We start from the raw sequence: 16,147 nt of genomic DNA on the forward strand, positions 1-16,147 counted from the left end.
CCTCTTACATCGACTAGCGTGGGCGGCGGCTTATTCCTCACCACGACCACGAGCGGGTGTGACACACGGCATGGCGGCGCAGTACCACCACCGCAATCTGCGCGCCGAGCTCGTGCGCGTCTCGCTCGACTTGATCGCGGAGAACGGGATCACCGGCTTCTCGGTCGCCGAGGCCGCCCGGCGGGCGAAGGTCTCCGCGGCCGCTCCGTACCGGCATTTCCCGGACCGCGCGGCGTTGCTGGCCGCGGTCGGCACGGTCGCCGCGCGCCAGCTTCGCGAACTCGCCGAGGAAGCCGCAGCCGCCGAAACGGACGACGGGGCCGCGCTGGCCGCGGTCGCCGCCGCGCACACCAAATTCCTGATGGAGACCCGGATCGGGCTGCACGTGTTCTTCGCCGCGGAGTTAGCCGACGCGCAGTACGGCGAACTGCACGAGGCCCGCCGGGAGCTGATCGGCGCGTCGCTGCTGCGCTGCCTCACGATCGCGCCGGACCCGGTCATCGCGCTGGAACTGATGGAGCAGCTGCACACCCAGGCCTACGGCTACGGCGATTTCTACCTCAATGGCGTCTACCAATGGCTCGGCTACCCGGTGGAGCAGGTCGTCGCCAAGTCCCAGCGGTCGGCGCGGATCGTGATCGAGGCTTACCGCGCCGGGATTCCGGAGATCAGTCCGGCGGAGTGGTGACGTAGCGGGCGGCCAGCCATTCTCCGAAGGCACGCAAGCGATCGGTGAGCGCGGACGGTTCCAGCACGTCGAAATCCACGTCCAGGTAAGCCAGCCAGCGGGCGGCCCAGTCAAGATCGTCGGTGCCGAAGCGGAGTTCGCACTCGTCGCCGTCCTCGGCCACGGTGGCCACGCTCGGGTCGGCGAGTTCCCGGACCAGATCAGCGGAAGTGTGCACCCGCACCCGGACGCGATACCGCCAGCCCGCGTCCGTGACCAGATCGGCCACAGTGGACGGTGGCTCCGGCGCGGGCAGCTTGATCCCGAGCGGCTGGACCGCCTCGATCCGGTCCACGGCAAAGACTTTCCATTCGGTGGTCCCGCGCGGACACGCGACGAGATACCACTGCCGCCGGACCGCAATGAGTCGATGTGGTTGCACATCAACCGGTTTCGCCGACGGTGCGTCCAGTGCCCGATGCCGGATCCGGACCGCTTCGCCAGCCCGGCACGCCAACGCGAGCGGCACCAGCGTGTCGCGCGCTGCTTTCCGGAAAGGCTTGCCCGGCAACGATTCCACGTCCGCGAGCGCGGTGAGCCGGGCCTGCCATCGCGTCGGCACCACCTGGGTCAGCTTGGCCAGCGCGGTCACCGTGGCGGTCTCCAGCCCGTCGACCGCCACCGCCGTCCGCAGGCTGAGCGAAACCGCGGCGACCTCGTCGGCGTCCAGCAGCAGCGGCGGCATCGCGGTGCCGTGCGCGAGCCGGTAGCCGCCGATCCGGCCCGGTTCGCCGTCGATGCGGTAGCCGAGTTCGCGCAACTGAGCGATGTCGCGCCGGGTGGTGCGTTCGGTGACGCCGAGCCGGGCCGCGAGGTCGGTGGCGGAGATGCCGGGACGCGCCTGCAGCAACGCCAGCGTCTCCAGGCGACGGCTCGTGGTGGTCATGGCTGCGATTCTCGCGCAAAACTAGGACAGGATCCGACCGGGTATCTGGTCATACTCGTTTTATGACTCAGCTGCTGCGCCCCGAAGGGCTCGTCCAGTCCCCCGCCTTCACCCACGTCGCGGTCGTCCCGCCCGGCGCGACCACCGTCTACGTCGGCGGCCAGAACGCCGTCGACGCCGAGGGCGGGCTCGTCGGCGGCACCGACGTCGCCGCGCAGGTCGAGCGGGTGATGGCGAACCTGAAAACCGCGCTGGCCGCTGGCGGCGCGACCGTTCAGGATGTGGTGATGCTGAACATCCTGCTGGTCGCGGACGTCGATCTCGCCCAGGCTTATCCGGCCGCCGCCGCGGCTCTGGCGGGCGCGACGCCGCCGGTGACTGTCCAGCGGGTCGCCGGGCTCGCGGTGCCGGGCGCGCTCGTCGAGGTCAGCGCGGTCGCGGCGGTGGCCCAGTGACCGTCGGACGCACCAAGGACGCGGGCTGGCAGATCGGGGTGTCGAAGACGATCGGCCGCTCCGCCGAAGAGGTGTGGGACTTCATCACCTCTGCGGAAGGTGTGGCGATCTGGCTCGGCGAGGGCGTGACCGTCCACCCTGAACCGGGCGTCGGCTACGAAACCGCCGACGGAATCAGCGGCGAGACCCGCAGTTTCCGCGAACTGGACCGGATCCGGCTCACCTGGCGACCAGCCGACTGGCCGCACGAAACCACCCTGCAGCTGGCCGTACGCGCCAGCGGCCCGGGCAAGGCGATGCTGCGCATCCACCAGGAACGGCTGGCCAACGCGGCCGAACGGGAGCAGCAGCGCCGCCATTGGCAGGCAGTGCTCACCGAATTGATCGACGCCCTTGCCTAGCCCGCGACGGACGGAGGACCCTGGTACACAAGCGGTTCACCGGCAGGAGGCGCGATGCTCTGCGTGTTCGACGTCAACGAGACGCTGCTCGACCTGACCGCGCTCGACCCGTTGTTCACCAAGCTCACCGGAGACCCGGAAGCACGCGAGGAATGGTTCACACTCGCGATCCACACCGTGCTCACGGTGACCGCGACCGGCCAGTACCGCGATTTCGCGCAGATCGCCGGAGAAGCCGCAGTCGCCGTTTGCGCGCGGCACGGCCATGAACTGACCGACGCCGAACTGGCGAAAGTCGGCGACGGTCTGCGTTCGCTGCCCGCACACGCCGACGTCGTGCCCGGTCTGGATCGCTTGCACCAGGCCGGGCATCAGGTCGTCGCACTCACGAACTCGCCGCTCGCGACCGCTGAGGCGCAGCTGCAGAACGCTGGCCTGGCAACGAAATTCGACCGGATCTTCTCCGCGCAGCAGGTCAGCCGGCTCAAGCCGGCACCGGAGCCGTACCGGCAAGTGCTGCGCGCCTTCGCCGTCGAACCCGGCCAGGCGGTCATGATCGCCGCGCATGGCTGGGACATCGCCGGCGCCCAGGCCGCGGGACTCCGGACCGCGCTGCTAACGCGTCCCGGAGTCCGTCCGCTGCCCGGCCTGCCCGCCGCGACCTACGCCGCGGCGACGATGCCCGAGCTGGCCGACGCGATCGTCAGGAGCTGAGGCGCACCAGCATTTTGCCGGTGTTGGCCCCGCTGAGCAGGCCGAGGAAGGCTTCCGGCGCGTTGCGGATACCGTCCACAAAGGTCTCCGAGTACTTGATCTCCCCGGACGCGACGAGCGGCGCGACCTCGGCCACGAACTCCTGCATGAGGTCCCAGTGGTCGAGCACGAGCAGGCCGCGCATGGTGATCCGCTTCGCGATGAGCTGCACCAGGTTGCGCGGCGCGGGAGTCGGCTCGGTGGCGTTGTACTGCGAGATCATGCCGCAGATGGCGATCCGGCCGTGCAGGTTCATCGACGCGATCGCGGCTTCCAGGTGCTCGCCGCCGACGTTGTCGAAGTAGACGTCGATGCCCTCGGGCGCGGCCGCGGCCAGCTGCTCGGCGACCGGTCCGTCCTTGTAGTTGAAGGCGGCGTCGAAGCCGAGGTCTTCGGTGAGGTGCCGGACCTTCTCCGCGGAGCCCGCGCTGCCGATGACGCGCTTGGCGCCCTTGAGCCGCGCCAGCTGCCCGACGAGCGAGCCGACCGCACCGGCCGCACCGGAGACGAAAACCGTGTCGCCTTCCTTGAACTCCGCGCTCACCAGCAGTCCGGCGTACGCGGTCAGACCCGGCATGCCGAGCACGCCGAGGTAGGTCGAGAGTGGCGCGACCGAATCGTCCACTTTGACCGCTCGTTTGGCGTCGAGCACCGCGTGCGTGCGCCAGCCCGCCTGGTGCAGCACGTGATCACCGGGGGCGAAGTCGTCCACAGTGGACTCGATGACCTCGCCGACCGCGCCGCCCTGCATGGCCTCGCCGACCACGAACGGCGGCGAGTAGGACTTCACGTCGTTCATCCGGCCGCGCATGGCCGGGTCGACGCTCATCACGACGTTGCGCACCAGGATCTGCCCGGGCTCCGGCGTCGGCACCTCGGTCTCGACGATGTCGAAATTATCCATGGTCGGGACGCCGTGCGGACGGGCCGCGAGCCGGATCTCGGTGGCCTTGCCAGGCGTTGCGGGTGCGTTCACCGTCGAACTCCGTTTCGTTCAAGCTGGACTGAAGCGGGGCGCGCGCCCCGCCTATCCGGCCAACGGAGCAACCGGGGCGCACATTCCGATTGTCCCCGGAGCTGTGGCAAGCGCTACACGATCTCCGCGAGCTTGCCGAGCACGCCGTCGTAGATCTTCTTCAGCCCGCCCGGCGCGAAGGTCTTCTCGAAGAAGCCGCCGACGCCGCCCGCGCCGTCCCAGCTGGTCTCGATGCGGACCAGCGAACGCTCGCCGGACGGCGTGACCGACCAGGTGGTGACCATGCTGGAGTTCGCGTCGGTCTCGACGAAGGTGCCCGGGGACGGCTCGGTCACCGTGGCCGCGACGTCGCGCACGCGCTTGGACGTGGCCTGCAGCTTCCAGCTGGCGTTCGTGCCGGCGCCGACCCCGCCCTCGCTGACCTCGTAGTCGCGGTAGTGCTCGGTGAGCAGCTTCGGCCGGGTCTCGGCGTAGTCCGCGACCAGCTCACGCACGCGTTCCACCGGCGCGTCGATCGTGCGCTCCGCGATGGCCGTGACCTTGCCCATGTCGTTTCCTCCTCGGGGTTCCGCCGAGGTCACCTTTGCACATGGGTGTCGTGAGTGGCGATCCCGGTTCTAACCGTGATCGCCACTCACGACACCTCAGCCCAGCCCCTGCTGCTTCAGCCAGTCCTTGGCCACGTCGGCGGCAGGCTCGCCGTCCGCGTCGACCCGCTTGTTCAGCTCGCGCATGCCGTCCGTGGTGAGCTTCGCGCTGACCGCGTTGACGACGTTCGCGAAGTCCGTGCCCCGCTCGTCGAGCACCTTCTTGTTCACCGCGGGCACCACGTTCTCGGTGGGCACGATGGTGAGGTCGTCCTTGAGCGCGACGTACTGCGAGTCGCCGACCAGCGGGCTGACCGAGTCGACCGGGATCACCGTGACCGCGCCGGAGTTGAGCTGCTGCACGCGCGGCCCGGCCTCCTGCACGGTCTGGAAGGTAGCGTTCGTCAGCTTGTAGACGTCCTTGAAGCCCTGGAAGCACGGCAGCCGCTTCTCGCACTCCGGCGGACCGGCCATGACGACCTTGTCGAGCTTCTTCAGGTCGCTGATCGACGCGATGCCCTTCGACTTCGCGACGTCGGCCTTCATGATGTAGGTGTTCTTGTCCTCGGCGGCCGCGTAGTTCAGCAGGCCGACGCCCTCGGGCGCGAACAGCTTCTCCAGCTGGTCGTGCTCGGCCTTGGCGTCCTTAGTGGCCTCCTTGCCGAAGCCGGTCGTGATCGCCGCGCCCTGGTACTCCGGCAGGAACTGCAGTTCGCCGGATTTGAGCGACGGGTAGACCAGCTCCCGCGAGCCGAGGTTCAGCTTCCGGGTGACCGGATAGCCCTTGGCCTCCAGCGCGCTCGCGTAGATCTCGGCCAGGATCTGGCTGTCGGTGAAGTTGAACGAGGCGACGACGATCGGAGCGCCGCCCTTGCTCGGCGCGGCCGGCTGGTCGCTTCCCCCACCGCACGCGGTCAAGCCGAGCGCGGCCGTCGCCAGCAGCGCGGCCACTCGGATGTTCCGGGTCCAGCGCACGTGTCCCCACACTCCTCAGTTCACTCGTTAGTGGGAATGGACCCTAACCGCGGTCCCCGACAGAAACCACTGGTTAGGAATCCTCGCCACGGAATCCCGGGGACCGGAATATGTCGCTCGATCGGGGTAACCTCATCCGGTGCACGCGTCCGTGACTCCGCTGCTGGCCGACAGCAGCCGTCCCCTCTTCGAATGGCGGTGGGTCGAACGCAACGCGGACGCGATCCTCCAGCGGCTCGGCGAGCACATCGCGCTCACCGCGACCGCGCTCGGCGTCGGCCTCGTGGTCTCGCTCGCGCTGGCCACGGTGTGCCTGCGCTACCGCTGGTTCTATCCGTTCGTCGTCGGCACGGCGGGCGCGCTCTACGTGATCCCGAGCCTTGGCGCGTTCGCGCTGCTGGTTCCGGTGCTCGGGTTCTCCTTCGCCACCTCGGTGATCCCGCTGGCCACGTACACGCTGCTGATCCTGATCCGCAACATCGTGACCGGCGTGCAGCAGGTGCCGACGGAGGTGCGCGAAGCGGCGGTCGGGATGGGCTTCACGCCGCGGCGGCTGTTGTGGCAGGTGGAACTGCCGCTCGCGCTGCCGGTGGTGATCGCCGGGCTGCGGGTGGCCGCGGTGACGACGATCGGCCTGGTCACCGTCACGTCGCTGCTCGGCAAGGGCGGGCTCGGCTACTTCATCCGCGCCGGCATCCAGACGCCGATCCCCAACCCGAGCCCGATCATCGTCGGCATCGTCCTGTCGATCGCACTGGCGGTGCTCGTCGACCTGCTGCTGTGGCTGAGCGAACGCGCGCTGGCCCCGTGGGCTCGGAGGGCCGCCCGATGAGCTTTTTCGAGCAGCTGAGCCACTGGCTGGCCGACCCGAACCGCTGGAGCTGGACCGATCCGGCCGGGATTCCGTTCCGGACCGTGCAGCATCTGTGGTTTTCCGCGCTGGCGCTGGTGATCTCGATCGTCCTGACGGTCCCGTTCGCGCTGTGGCTCGCGCACTACCGGCGCGGCCAATTCCTGGCGAGCAGCGCGGTGAACATCGGCCGCGCGATCCCGAGCTTCGGGTTGATCATCCTGTTCTGGTTCCTGGCCAGCAGGTGGGGCGCGAACACGGACTTCTGGCCGCTGCTGCTCGCGCTCGTCGCGCTCGCGCTGCCGCCGCTGTTCACCAACACCTACGCCGGGGTGGTGCAGGTGGAACAGGACGTCGTGGACGCGGCGCGCGGCACCGGGTATCGCGAATGGCAGATCATGCTGCGCGTGGAACTGCCGCTGGCGTCGCCGGTGCTCGTGGCCGCCGCGCGAGTGGCGTTCCTGCAGCTGGTGGCGACGGTCGCGATCGGCGCGATCGTCAACGACGGCGGCGGTCTCGGCCGCTACATCGTGGACGGTTTCGCACTCGGCGAGCAGGGCCACGGCGAGATCTTCGGCGGCGGTGTGGCTGTGGTGATCCTGGCGCTGGTGTGCGAGGGGGTGTTCGCGCTGCTGACCAAGCTCGCTACGCCTCGGGGGCTCGCGCTTCAGCAGGCGCGCCGGGACTCGTGAGTGTCTATCGCGGTTCTAACCGTGATTGCCACTCACGACACGCCTTAGCCAGCCTCTCAACTTCCTCCCCCAACGACCGGTCAACCACCACCGGCTCCACCCTCGCCCCGAGCCATGCGTAAGTGTCAGCCAGCTTCGGCGCCCCAGGTCCTCCGCTGAGGTACCGCGCCTGCCGTCCAGCGATCAGCTCGCACGCGGTGATCGCGAAGAACCGTTCGATGACGGTCTCGAGTTCGGCTCCGGCCGCGCTGGCAAACGCTTGCACATCCTCCTGACCAGCGGACGTGTCCAGCGAGCCAAGCGTCGCCGGAGCAGCCAGCCGGCACATCGCATGCAGCTCGCCAGCCGCACGTTTGTGCAACGGCGTAAGCCCGGCCTGCGGCCCCGGATCCACCGCGAGCTGCGACGGCAGACCGCTGAACTGCGGGTCAAGCAGCCGGTGCAGCCGCTGTACCGAAACCTCCGCCGCGTGGATGAGCGCAGCCTTGACGGCGTCCATCCGAAGCCCGAGCGCGGCGGCGTGATAACCGGTCGTCGGGACGAACTCGCCGTCGAGGAACGCCGGTGAGTCCGCCGGAGTTTCCCAGGACTCCTGCAGGGTTTCCCGTAGCTCCTCGGTGGCCTGGCTGGCGTATTCGAGCACCTTCGGCCCGACCCGCACCGAGATCGGCGCCTGCACCACCTCCGGCCTGGTCGCCGCGCCCGCGATGAGCTTCTCGATCCTCGTACCGCGGTAAATCGCTTGCGGCGCACCGAGAACGTCCACCGCGATGGCCGCGCAGACCGTCTGCCATTCGACCAGCCGACGCGCTCGCCCCGCGCAAACCCACGCGTACGCCTCGGACAACGGCGAGCCTTGGATCAGGCTCGCCCCCTCCTTCGGCCCGAGCACGAACGGCTCCACCCCGCGCCGCTGCAACGCTTCCGCCGCCGGGATCCCGGCACCGTCGTCGAGGACAGTGCCGATCCCGACGAAGGTCTGGAACGCGTGCGCCAGCGGGATGATCTCCCCCGCGCTGCCGAGACTGTCGCGCGGGACGGCGGGCAGGAAGCCGTCGTTGATCCGGTCAGCGAGGAAGACGACCAGCTCCGGACTGACCGCCGCGTCACCGCGCAGAAACCCGCGCAATCGCATGCGCAGCAACGCACAGGTCAGCTCCGGCGACAACCACGGCGGCCCGCCGACCGCCCGGCCGACCAGGAGATTGCGCTGGTGATCGGCCTGCTGCTCAGCCGTGAGCCGGGTCCCCGCGAGCCGCCCCATCCCGGTGCTGACCCCGTAGACCGGGCGGTCCCCCTCCAGCGCGGCCAGCATCGCCGCCCGCTGCCGCCTAAGGGCTTCAAGAACAGCCGGACTCGGCGTGACGTCGTCCACTATGGACAGATCAGCGCGCGAGCCCGTCGATGACCTCGGCATTCGGCAGCCCCGCGAGCGCCGAACCGGAGATCAGCAGCTTGCTGCCGCGGATCCCGCTGCCGATCACCAGCTCCGGAGCGTCGGCAACGGCCTGGTCGATGAGGATCGGCCAGCCCTCAGGCAGCCCGACCGGCGTGATGCCGCCGTACTCCATGCCCGTGAGGGAAACGGCCTCGTCCATCGGCGCGAAAGACGCCTTCCGCACGTCGAGGCGACGCTTGATCACCCCGTTGACGTCGGCGCGGGTAGTCGCGAGCACGAGCGCCGCGGCGAACCGCACTTCCCCAGCCCGCTTACCAGCCACAACGACACAGTTGGCGGACGCGGTCAACGGCGACCCGTACGCCTCGCAGAACGCGGCGGTATCCGCGAGTTCCGGATCGATCTCGGTGACGCCGAGCGCGTCCGGCGCGGGCATCGCGGCGAGCGCCTTCGCGACAGGTTCGGCAAGCAGGTCAGTACGGGTCGGCGCGGGAACGACGGTGAGGCTTCCAGCGATAGTCCAGGTGGTCACCGGCCCGAATGTAATCCGCCCGGCCCGCCCGTCACCAGTTGCGGTGGCCTCGCTGGACCTCGATCAGCTTCGGCCGCACGTCGACGATGTAGACAAGCGCCGCCGCCATCGCGGGCACCCAGAAGATGAACCCAGGCCCCTGGATCTGGAAGAGCACCAGCGCGAGCGTGGACCCGCCGGTGATCAGCATCCAGATCGGCTTGGTCTTGCGATCGGCCGCCGAGTACGCGTCGGCCCGCTGCAGCAGCGCGTGAACGAAGGCGAAAAGCCCGACCAAGGCGCTGCCCCAGTGGATGACCCTGAGGATCCAATCGGCAACCAGCACGATCCCAGCTTACGGCAAACCGCCCACGCCTCCCGAACCCCCGAAACCCACCGCCGCCCCGCGCCCGCTGGTCAGGGCGGGATGGGCTTGGGGCTGGCCATGATCGGCGCGGGGAGGAGGCGGGGTGACAACGGTCACTCTGGCTGGGGTGTCCCGGATTCGGAGCCTTGAAGGAGGCGGGGGCTTGGAAGCAGCCGGGCCGCCTCAGATCTCGGTGGGTTGTCTCGGAGCAGCCAGGGCGACGGGAAGCAACCGGGCCGCCTCAGGTCCGGCGGAGTCCGGTTCAACCCTGCCTTGGACTGGCCCACCTTCCATGCCCGCCCCAGGCCCGTTGCCTGTCGCCGCCAAGGCCTGTCTGGCCCGCGGCTTAGGTCCGACCTCGGCTTAGGCCGAACCCACGTCCGCCACCGGAACCTAGGTCCGACCCAGCGAAGATCCCTCAACCTAGGTCCGACCCAACGTCAGCCGCCGCCCCGGCCGCCCCAATGCCACATTGGGTGCATCCCACGCACCCAATGCGGCATTCGGTGCATCTCACGCAACCAACGCCGCATTGGGGCGCATCCAGCACACCCACGACACCCGCGCCCTGCGGCACCCGCGCCCCCGCAGCGTCCACCGCCCCAGCGCCCCTGCGCCCGCCCGGCAAGCTCCCCCAACACAGCCCGGCGAAACTCCCCCAACACAGCACACGGCGACCGGACCAACTCAGGCCCGGCCGCCGTGCGACCCCTCGATCTTCAATTCTCGCCCTCGGCACCCCGGCGCGAACCGGGCCGCCGCAACGGTTCGGGCAGGCGCCCGGACCGCGGTCAGTGCTGAGCCGTCACTTCTCCGTCTTCGGCGCGGCAGGCTTCTTGGCGTTCGCCGTCGTGGTGGTCGTGCGGCGGGCCGGCGTGGCGGTCTTCGGCGCGGTGCGGTTCGCGGCCTTGCGGGCGACCGACCGGGTCTCGTGCGCGACGTTCTCGCCGATTTCCTCGACGGCGTCGGCGGTCTCGCCGGCCACCTCGGTCACCTTGCGGGCGGCCTTCTCGCCTGCCGAGCGGGTGCGCTTGGTGACCTTCGCCAGCACGCCGTCGACGCGCTCGCGGGTCTCCTCGGTCAGGCCGTCGACGCGCTCCTGCGCGGCGGTCAGCGCGTCGTCCAGCTGCTCAAGGGCCTTCTTGACCTGCGGCTGCGCGGCGATCTTGTCCCACGCCTGCTCGCCGGACTCGGCCAGCTTGTTGTACAGCTTCAGCGCGGCCTCGGTGTACTCGTCAATGGCCTTGCGCAGTTCGGCCGGGTCGAGCTTCTCGCGGAGGCTTTCGACGTCGGTCGGCAGCTCCTCGAAGCCCTTGCGGGCGGCTTCGGTGTTCTTGGTGACGTTGGCGCGGGCCTTGGAAACCGCGTCGGTCACGGCCTGGCTGGCCAGGTTGCCGGCGCCGAGCGCGGCGAGCAGCGGGGTGCGGACCTGGTCGAGCGCGGTGTTGACGGCCTTGCGGACGTCCTCGGTCTTGGGCGTGGTCATGCCGACTCCTCAGTGGTCTCTTGGGTGGTCTTCGGTGCGGTGCTCGCGGCGGCGTTTTCGCGCCGGAAGGACTCGTAGACGTCGAGCAGGACCTGCTTCTGCCGTTCGGTCAGCTCGGCGTCGGCGCGGATCGCGTCGCCGACCGGGCCGCCGGTCGGCAGGTCGAGAATCCCGGCCTGCACGTACAACGCTTCGGCCGAGATCCGCAGCCCTTTGGCGATCTGCTGCAGGATCTCCGCGCTGGGTTTGCGGACCCCGCGCTCGATCTGGCTCAGGTACGGATTGGACACTCCGGCCAGTTTCGACAGCTGGCGCAGGGAAATCTTCGCGGAACTGCGCTGCTGGCGGATGTACTCGCCGATGTCGGAGGCGATGTCCGCGACCTTGTCCATGGGGCGCTGTGCTCCGCCGGGTTCTGTCATCCGGTCACCTCCTCGCGACCTACTCGACAGTACGCTCGCGTGCTAGCTATTGCAAGCACCCTGCTTGCAACCATCGGGTGTGGTTCCGCTCACCCCGTTACCCTGGGCTTATGCGGGCACAACGGTTGCGTCGACGCCTGGTCCGGCAGCTCGTCGAAGAGGACGTGCTGCACGACGAAGCCTGGGCGGATGCCTTCGCGACCGTCCCGCGGCACGTGTTCCTGCCGCGGTTTTTCGTGCCCGCCGGCCCCCGCTGGGCCGCGGTCGACCGCAGCGACCCGGACTGGCTGGACCGCGTTTATTCGCGCGACGTCCTGGTCACCCAGCTCGACGACGATCCGGCACTCTGGGACCGCGCCCGCGCGAGCGGACCGGTGCCCGGCGTGCCGACCAGTTCGTCCAGCATGCCCGCGATCATGGCGATCATGCTGGAAGAACTCCTGGTCCGCGACGGCGACCGGGTACTGGAGATCGGCACCGGAACCGGCTACAACGCCGGCTTGCTGTGTCACCGCTGCGGTTCCGGCCAAGTGTCCACAGTGGATATCGACGCCGGAATCGCCGCCGCCGCACAAGAACGCCTGACCTCCTGCGGTTACGCACCGGCTTGCGCGACCGGCGACGGCGCACTCGGCTTCCCCGCCGGAGTCCTCTTCGACCGGGTCCTGTGCACCGCGTCGGTATCGAGGATTCCCCTTGCCTGGCTTGATCAAACACTCCCCGGCGGCCACCTGGTCACCACCCTCAACCGCCCCCTCGGCGGCGGGCTCGTCCGCCTGACCGCGGGCGAAGGCGCGACCGCCGAAGGCCAAGTCCTAGCCCGAGACGGCCGGTTCATGCCCCTGCGCGCACATCGGCTGCCACCGCTCGCGGAACTCCCGCCCGCCACCGACATCCCATGGCGTCCGACTGAACTCTCGATGTCGGATGTCCTTAAACCACAACGACACTTTGAATTCTTCGCTTCGCTGGAACTGCCCGATGCCCGTCCCGTCCACGTCGATCCGAACGGCGCGTTCGCACTGTCGCATCCGGACGGTTCCTGGGCCAGAACCCGCCGAACGGACTCGGGTTTCGAGGTAGCGCAAGGAGGTCCGCGCGCATTGTGGGATCTCGCCGAGGACTCGCACCGCCGCTGGGAATCGCTGGGCCGCCCGAGCCGGTCCCGTTTCGGGCTCACGGTGAACAGCGAAGAACAAACCTTCTGGCTGGACGACCCGCAATCCGAAAACCGCTGGCAATTCGGCTGATCAGCCTTCGGCCACCCCGCGAAGCAGCCCCTCCAAATCACGTTCCCCAGCCCGCGTCTGCGCGCCGCGCGCCAGCCCGCCGCGAATCAGCGACTCCGCGGCGGGCCGCACGAACTGCCCCGCCCAAGCATCGTGTTCCCGTTGAAATCCCGCCGACAAATCGTCCGGAACGACAGCCTGTTTCGCCGCCGCGACCACGCCTTCCGGCAACGCGGCGATGTTGCGCGCCACCCGATCGACAACCTCATCCAGCTCGTCCGCGGGCACCGCCCGGTTGACCCAGCCGTAGCGTTCAGCCGTCTGCGCGTCGTACAACTCCGCCCCGAGCACGACTTCCAGCGCACGATTCCGGCCGACCCGACTGGCTAGATACTGCGTTCCGCCACCGCCCGGAACGATGCCCATCAGCGCCTCGATCTGGCCGATCCCGGCGGAGCCGATCGCCGCGAAGGTCATGTCCGCGGCCGCGACGAACTCCGCCCCGCCGCCGCGCGCCAGGCCGGCCAGCTTGACGATCGTCACCTGCGGCTGGTGCCGCAGCAGCTCGCCCAATGCCTGGAAAACGTTCAATCCCGGGGGCACTTCGGGGGTGAACTGGTCGAACGCGTCCGGCGCGTCGACCAGCGACATGTCGACGTGCGCGATGAAGAAGTCCGGGTCGGCGCTGTCGAAGACGATCACCCGCGCCGATTCGTCGTCCCGCAGCGTGGTCAGCAGCCGCCGGAGGTCCGCCATGAGGGCGACGTCGAGGACGTTGACGGGCGGGTTGTGGATAGTGACGCGGACGAGGCCGGCCTCGCGGCTCACTCGCAGGGTCGCGTAGGCGTCGTGGGGCATGCGGGTCTCCGATACGTATCCGGCAGGCAGCTAAGTTCCTGATGCATACCTAGACTCGGACCCGGACCGACCAGCGTCAATAACGCACTTTGGGCATCGCAAGGATCATGGAGGATACCGAGATGGCCGCTCCTGACCCCGGAATCGTCTACCGGGCCGACTGTCCCAGCCGCCCGATTCTCGACCAGATCGCCGACAAATGGTCGATGATGGCGATGGCCGTGCTGGAGGAGCCGCGCCGGTTCAACGACATCAAGCGCCGGCTGGAAGGCGTGACGCAGCGCGTGCTGACCCAAACCCTGCGCCGGCTGGAACGCAACGGCATGATCGTCCGGCGAGTGCTGCCGACGTCTCCGGTCGGCGTCGAGTATTCCCTTACGCCGCTTGGCGAATCCCTCCGCGAGCCGTTCGGTCGACTGTACGACTGGACTGTCGCGCACACCGCCGAAATCCACGACTCCCAGCGGAGCTACGACGAACGCGTCCGCACGGAAGGATCGTGAAGGGTCGCTAGGTCGGACCCAATCCTGGACCGGACCCAGTCCTCCACGGCGGTCACGACGTCGCCGAGCCGGGCGTCCGTCGTGTCGATGGACTCGACCTGCCCACGTATCCACAGGTTGAACTCGAGCATCTCCTCGATGCGCGGCTCGTCCCATTCCCGCCACGCCGGCCGGGCACGCAGCCGCCTGCGCAGAGTGTCGTCGTCCGCGACCAGCGCCAGGTAGTGCACTTCCGAGAAGAAAACCCGCTCTGGCAACGGTTCCAGCTCCTGCGGCGCGACCGTCCCGCACAGCACGACCGGCCGTCCGTTCTGGTGCAGCATCGCGGCCATCCTGAGCCAAGCGCCGCGGAACGCCGGATTTCCGGGTACGTCGTCGCGCAACGCGCCGGTCCACAGCACGTCCTGTTCCAGCACGACGGCCTCGCCCGCCAACCGCTGCGCCAGCTTCGGCCCGACGGTCGATTTTCCGCCCGCACTCGGCCCCGTCAACGCGAACAACGGCAGCCGCCGGAACGGCCACCGATGTCCGCATACCGCGCACCACAACGTGTCCCCGTCGGCCTGTGGACAACTCGCACGGTCGCCACAGGCCGGACAGATCCGCAGATCAAGCGCTACTGGGACGGTGGACAACTCAGTCGAAGAGGTTCTCGAGGAAACTGCGCTTGCGGTGCCCGCCGTACGGTCGCGGCGAATCCGCGTGCCCGCCCCGGTACGGACGGGGCGAATCCGAGTACCCGCCTTGGTAGGGACGCGGCGAATCGGGACGGCCGTGCGGCGCTCCGTACGGCGGCGGCTGCCGGTAGAAAGCGCTCTCCGCACCGGCGATCTGCTCCAGCTCGCCGCGGTCGAGGAAGATCCCGCGGCAGCCGTCGCACTGCTCGATGTGGACGCCGTTCTTGTCGACCGTGCGCATCATGTTCTGACACTTCGGACAAATCACGCAGCCGACCCTACGCGGATTTGCCGTGCCGTGTCAGCAGGCGCACAGGCAGAACGGGTGGCCCACCGGATCGGCGTACACGCGGAACGTCTCCGGGGAATCGTCGAGCAGCTTCGCGCCCAGCCCGAGAACGCGCTGGTGAGCGGCCTCCAGATCAGTGACATCGAGGTCGACGTGCGCCTGCTGCGGCTTCTCCTGCGACGGCCATTCGGGCGCGCGGTACTCGGCCACCCGCTGGAATTCCAGCCGGACGCCGCGCGGGTCGACGAGCGTGGCCCAGTGGTTGTCCGGGGCGATCTCAGGTTCGTCCCACTCAAGCAGGGAGCGGTAAAAACCGGCGAGCGCCGCGGGGTCCGGACAGTCGAACGCAATGCCGCCGAACGTCGGAATCGCACCCATTTTTCGTCCATCCTTTCCTCGTCGCGTAACCAGTAAAGTGAGTATGTCGGTTAGGAAGCCAGGTCGCAACCGCTATCGCCCGTACACTGGGCTGGTGCACACCGACGCTTCCCTGGTGGTCGCCTTTCTCAACACCGTCGACATCGAACGGGGCGACGACCTGCTGGACGATCCGGGACTGTGGCACCAGTGGGCCGCGGACCACGACGTGACGCCGAACGATCCGGCCGAAGCCCGCGCCGTGCGAGACAGCCTGCGCGCCGCGGTCGGCGATCCGCGGCTGCCCGCGACCACCCTGGACGTCCCGCTCCGCTTCACGCTCACCGACACCGGCCCGGCGCTGCTCACCCCGGACGCCATCACCGCGACCCTCGCCGCGACCACCCGCCTGGCCATCCGGGGCGACTGGGTCCGGCTCAAAATCTGCCCCGCCGACGACTGCCTCTGGGCCTTCTTCGACGAATCCCGCAACCGCTCCCGCACCTGGTGCTCGATGCGCGTCTGCGGCAACCGCGAAAAAGCCCGCTCCTGGCGCGCCCGCACGGCGGCTGTGCACAACTGACCCCCTGTGGACAACTTGTCCACACACACCACATATGCACGTGCAGATGCCCCGGATCCCCACAAGTTGTGGACAGCGATTAGGCCATCACCGTGAATTCCTGTGGATAACCCCGGGGATAACTCAGCTTCCTGTGGACAACTGGTTTGAGCGGGCCACGGCTG

At 68.9% G+C, this 16,147-nt stretch carries 22 protein-coding genes; 9 read left to right on the plus strand and 13 right to left on the minus strand.

Features of this window, described 5'->3' with window-relative positions; translation table 11 throughout:
- Window positions 1–70 precede the first annotated feature (70 nt).
- Entirely contained in the window at window positions 71–688 is a 618-nt protein-coding gene (locus ACFSVL_RS06465; RefSeq protein WP_378302002.1) for a TetR/AcrR family transcriptional regulator, read from the plus strand.
- Here ACFSVL_RS06465 and ACFSVL_RS06470 read toward each other — a convergent pair.
- Entirely contained in the window at window positions 669–1,613 is a 945-nt protein-coding gene (locus tag ACFSVL_RS06470) for a helix-turn-helix transcriptional regulator (protein WP_378301345.1), read from the minus strand. The two genes, ACFSVL_RS06465 and ACFSVL_RS06470, sit on opposite strands and share 20 nt — an antisense overlap.
- A gap of 62 nt (window positions 1,614–1,675) precedes the next feature.
- Between ACFSVL_RS06470 and ACFSVL_RS06475 the strand changes: the two genes are divergently transcribed.
- The 3 genes from ACFSVL_RS06475 to ACFSVL_RS06485 are packed head-to-tail and all read left to right on the plus strand — an operon-like array spanning window position 1,676 to window position 3,183.
- A complete protein-coding gene (locus ACFSVL_RS06475; protein ID WP_378301347.1) occupies window positions 1,676–2,068 on the plus strand; it encodes a RidA family protein in 393 nt (130 codons plus the stop codon).
- Window positions 2,065–2,469 carry an SRPBCC domain-containing protein gene (locus ACFSVL_RS06480; RefSeq protein ID WP_378301349.1) on the plus strand — a complete coding sequence of 135 codons (405 nt, stop codon included), beginning with the start codon at window positions 2,065–2,067 and terminating at the stop codon, window positions 2,467–2,469. Before ACFSVL_RS06475 ends, ACFSVL_RS06480 begins: the two co-directional genes overlap by 4 nt.
- A gap of 54 nt (window positions 2,470–2,523) precedes the next feature.
- The gene (locus ACFSVL_RS06485) at window positions 2,524–3,183 is read left to right on the plus strand and encodes a haloacid dehalogenase type II (RefSeq protein ID WP_378301351.1); all 660 of its coding nucleotides are present in this window, start codon (window positions 2,524–2,526) and stop codon (window positions 3,181–3,183) included.
- Here ACFSVL_RS06485 and ACFSVL_RS06490 read toward each other — a convergent pair.
- The 3 genes from ACFSVL_RS06490 to ACFSVL_RS06500 form a co-directional block, all read right to left on the minus strand.
- Complete coding sequence (locus ACFSVL_RS06490) at window positions 3,173–4,198, minus strand: NADP-dependent oxidoreductase (RefSeq protein WP_378301353.1); 1,026 nt, start codon at window positions 4,196–4,198, stop codon at window positions 3,173–3,175. The two genes, ACFSVL_RS06485 and ACFSVL_RS06490, sit on opposite strands and share 11 nt — an antisense overlap.
- Before the next feature lie 113 nt (window positions 4,199–4,311).
- A complete protein-coding gene (locus tag ACFSVL_RS06495; RefSeq protein ID WP_378301355.1) occupies window positions 4,312–4,746 on the minus strand; it encodes an SRPBCC family protein in 435 nt (144 codons plus the stop codon).
- 96 nt (window positions 4,747–4,842) lie between these two features.
- Entirely contained in the window at window positions 4,843–5,760 is a 918-nt protein-coding gene (locus ACFSVL_RS06500) for an ABC transporter substrate-binding protein (RefSeq protein WP_378301357.1), read from the minus strand.
- Between the two features lie 139 nt (window positions 5,761–5,899).
- Between ACFSVL_RS06500 and ACFSVL_RS06505 the strand changes: the two genes are divergently transcribed.
- On the plus strand, window positions 5,900–6,592 hold the full coding sequence (locus ACFSVL_RS06505) for an ABC transporter permease (protein WP_378301358.1): 693 nt from the start codon (window positions 5,900–5,902) through the stop codon (window positions 6,590–6,592).
- Window positions 6,589–7,302, plus strand: a complete 714-nt coding sequence (locus tag ACFSVL_RS06510; protein ID WP_378301360.1) for an ABC transporter permease — start codon at window positions 6,589–6,591, stop codon at window positions 7,300–7,302. Before ACFSVL_RS06505 ends, ACFSVL_RS06510 begins: the two co-directional genes overlap by 4 nt.
- Window positions 7,303–7,306: 4 nt before the next feature.
- Here the strand turns inward: ACFSVL_RS06510 and ACFSVL_RS06515 are convergent, their stop codons facing one another.
- The 5 genes from ACFSVL_RS06515 to ACFSVL_RS06535 all read right to left on the minus strand — a co-directional run bounded on the left by ACFSVL_RS06515 (window position 7,307) and on the right by ACFSVL_RS06535 (window position 11,457).
- Window positions 7,307–8,677 (minus strand): aromatic amino acid lyase, encoded by a 1,371-nt coding sequence (locus tag ACFSVL_RS06515; RefSeq protein ID WP_378301362.1) that lies wholly within the window; start codon window positions 8,675–8,677, stop codon window positions 7,307–7,309.
- A gap of 10 nt (window positions 8,678–8,687) precedes the next feature.
- Entirely contained in the window at window positions 8,688–9,233 is a 546-nt protein-coding gene (locus ACFSVL_RS06520; protein WP_378301364.1) for a YbaK/EbsC family protein, read from the minus strand.
- A 31-nt stretch (window positions 9,234–9,264) separates the two neighbouring features.
- Window positions 9,265–9,558: a DUF2516 family protein gene (locus tag ACFSVL_RS06525; RefSeq protein WP_378301366.1), complete on the minus strand. Its 294-nt coding sequence runs from the start codon at window positions 9,556–9,558 to the stop codon at window positions 9,265–9,267.
- Window positions 9,559–10,384: 826 nt separating this feature from the next.
- Window positions 10,385–11,065, minus strand: coding sequence for a hypothetical protein (locus tag ACFSVL_RS06530; RefSeq protein ID WP_378301368.1), 681 nt, complete (start codon window positions 11,063–11,065; stop codon window positions 10,385–10,387).
- Window positions 11,062–11,457, minus strand: a complete 396-nt coding sequence (locus ACFSVL_RS06535; RefSeq protein WP_378302004.1) for a helix-turn-helix domain-containing protein — start codon at window positions 11,455–11,457, stop codon at window positions 11,062–11,064. The genes ACFSVL_RS06530 and ACFSVL_RS06535 overlap by 4 nt, the downstream gene beginning before the upstream one ends.
- 140 nt (window positions 11,458–11,597) lie before the next feature.
- On the opposite strand from ACFSVL_RS06535, the gene ACFSVL_RS06540 reads away from it, so the two are divergent.
- Complete coding sequence (locus ACFSVL_RS06540) at window positions 11,598–12,737, plus strand: methyltransferase domain-containing protein (RefSeq protein ID WP_378301370.1); 1,140 nt, start codon at window positions 11,598–11,600, stop codon at window positions 12,735–12,737.
- Here ACFSVL_RS06540 and ACFSVL_RS06545 read toward each other — a convergent pair whose 3' ends face one another.
- Window positions 12,738–13,574: an enoyl-CoA hydratase/isomerase family protein gene (locus ACFSVL_RS06545; protein ID WP_378301372.1), complete on the minus strand. Its 837-nt coding sequence runs from the start codon at window positions 13,572–13,574 to the stop codon at window positions 12,738–12,740. It abuts the gene before it with no gap.
- Between the two features lie 122 nt (window positions 13,575–13,696).
- Here ACFSVL_RS06545 and ACFSVL_RS06550 point away from each other — a divergent pair, with 122 nt between their 5' ends.
- A complete protein-coding gene (locus ACFSVL_RS06550; RefSeq protein ID WP_378301374.1) occupies window positions 13,697–14,077 on the plus strand; it encodes a winged helix-turn-helix transcriptional regulator in 381 nt (126 codons plus the stop codon).
- Here ACFSVL_RS06550 and ACFSVL_RS06555 read toward each other — a convergent pair.
- The 3 genes from ACFSVL_RS06555 to ACFSVL_RS06565 are packed head-to-tail and all read right to left on the minus strand — an operon-like array spanning window position 14,044 to window position 15,421.
- Window positions 14,044–14,712 (minus strand): AAA family ATPase, encoded by a 669-nt coding sequence (locus ACFSVL_RS06555; protein WP_378301376.1) that lies wholly within the window; start codon window positions 14,710–14,712, stop codon window positions 14,044–14,046. The two genes, ACFSVL_RS06550 and ACFSVL_RS06555, sit on opposite strands and share 34 nt — an antisense overlap.
- Before the next feature lies 1 nt (window position 14,713).
- Complete coding sequence (locus ACFSVL_RS06560; RefSeq protein ID WP_378301377.1) at window positions 14,714–15,022, minus strand: TFIIB-type zinc ribbon-containing protein; 309 nt, start codon at window positions 15,020–15,022, stop codon at window positions 14,714–14,716.
- Window positions 15,023–15,055: 33 nt separating this feature from the next.
- Window positions 15,056–15,421, minus strand: coding sequence for a VOC family protein (locus tag ACFSVL_RS06565; RefSeq protein ID WP_378301379.1), 366 nt, complete (start codon window positions 15,419–15,421; stop codon window positions 15,056–15,058).
- Between the two features lie 94 nt (window positions 15,422–15,515).
- On the opposite strand from ACFSVL_RS06565, the gene ACFSVL_RS06570 reads away from it, so the two are divergent.
- Window positions 15,516–15,983, plus strand: coding sequence for a CGNR zinc finger domain-containing protein (locus ACFSVL_RS06570; RefSeq protein ID WP_378301381.1), 468 nt, complete (start codon window positions 15,516–15,518; stop codon window positions 15,981–15,983).
- Window positions 15,984–16,147: the final 164 nt, after the last annotated feature.

Origin of the sequence: Amycolatopsis silviterrae, assembly GCF_042684085.1 — a bacterium.
In the GTDB taxonomy this organism is placed as follows: domain Bacteria; phylum Actinomycetota; class Actinomycetes; order Mycobacteriales; family Pseudonocardiaceae; genus Amycolatopsis; species Amycolatopsis silviterrae.

Coding starts and splice junctions, on each gene's coding strand:
- ACFSVL_RS06465 (WP_378302002.1), top strand. CDS start 71: ATGGCGGCGCAGTACCACCACCGCAATCTGCGCGCCGAGCTCGTGCGC.
- ACFSVL_RS06470 (WP_378301345.1), bottom strand. CDS start 1,613: ATGACCACCACGAGCCGTCGCCTGGAGACGCTGGCGTTGCTGCAGGCG.
- ACFSVL_RS06475 (WP_378301347.1), top strand. CDS start 1,676: ATGACTCAGCTGCTGCGCCCCGAAGGGCTCGTCCAGTCCCCCGCCTTC.
- ACFSVL_RS06485 (WP_378301351.1), top strand. CDS start 2,524: ATGCTCTGCGTGTTCGACGTCAACGAGACGCTGCTCGACCTGACCGCG.
- ACFSVL_RS06495 (WP_378301355.1), bottom strand. CDS start 4,746: ATGGGCAAGGTCACGGCCATCGCGGAGCGCACGATCGACGCGCCGGTG.
- ACFSVL_RS06510 (WP_378301360.1), top strand. CDS start 6,589: ATGAGCTTTTTCGAGCAGCTGAGCCACTGGCTGGCCGACCCGAACCGC.
- ACFSVL_RS06530 (WP_378301368.1), bottom strand. CDS start 11,065: ATGACCACGCCCAAGACCGAGGACGTCCGCAAGGCCGTCAACACCGCG.
- ACFSVL_RS06535 (WP_378302004.1), bottom strand. CDS start 11,457: ATGGACAAGGTCGCGGACATCGCCTCCGACATCGGCGAGTACATCCGC.
- ACFSVL_RS06540 (WP_378301370.1), top strand. CDS start 11,598: ATGCGGGCACAACGGTTGCGTCGACGCCTGGTCCGGCAGCTCGTCGAA.
- ACFSVL_RS06545 (WP_378301372.1), bottom strand. CDS start 13,574: ATGCCCCACGACGCCTACGCGACCCTGCGAGTGAGCCGCGAGGCCGGC.
- ACFSVL_RS06550 (WP_378301374.1), top strand. CDS start 13,697: ATGGCCGCTCCTGACCCCGGAATCGTCTACCGGGCCGACTGTCCCAGC.
- ACFSVL_RS06565 (WP_378301379.1), bottom strand. CDS start 15,421: ATGGGTGCGATTCCGACGTTCGGCGGCATTGCGTTCGACTGTCCGGAC.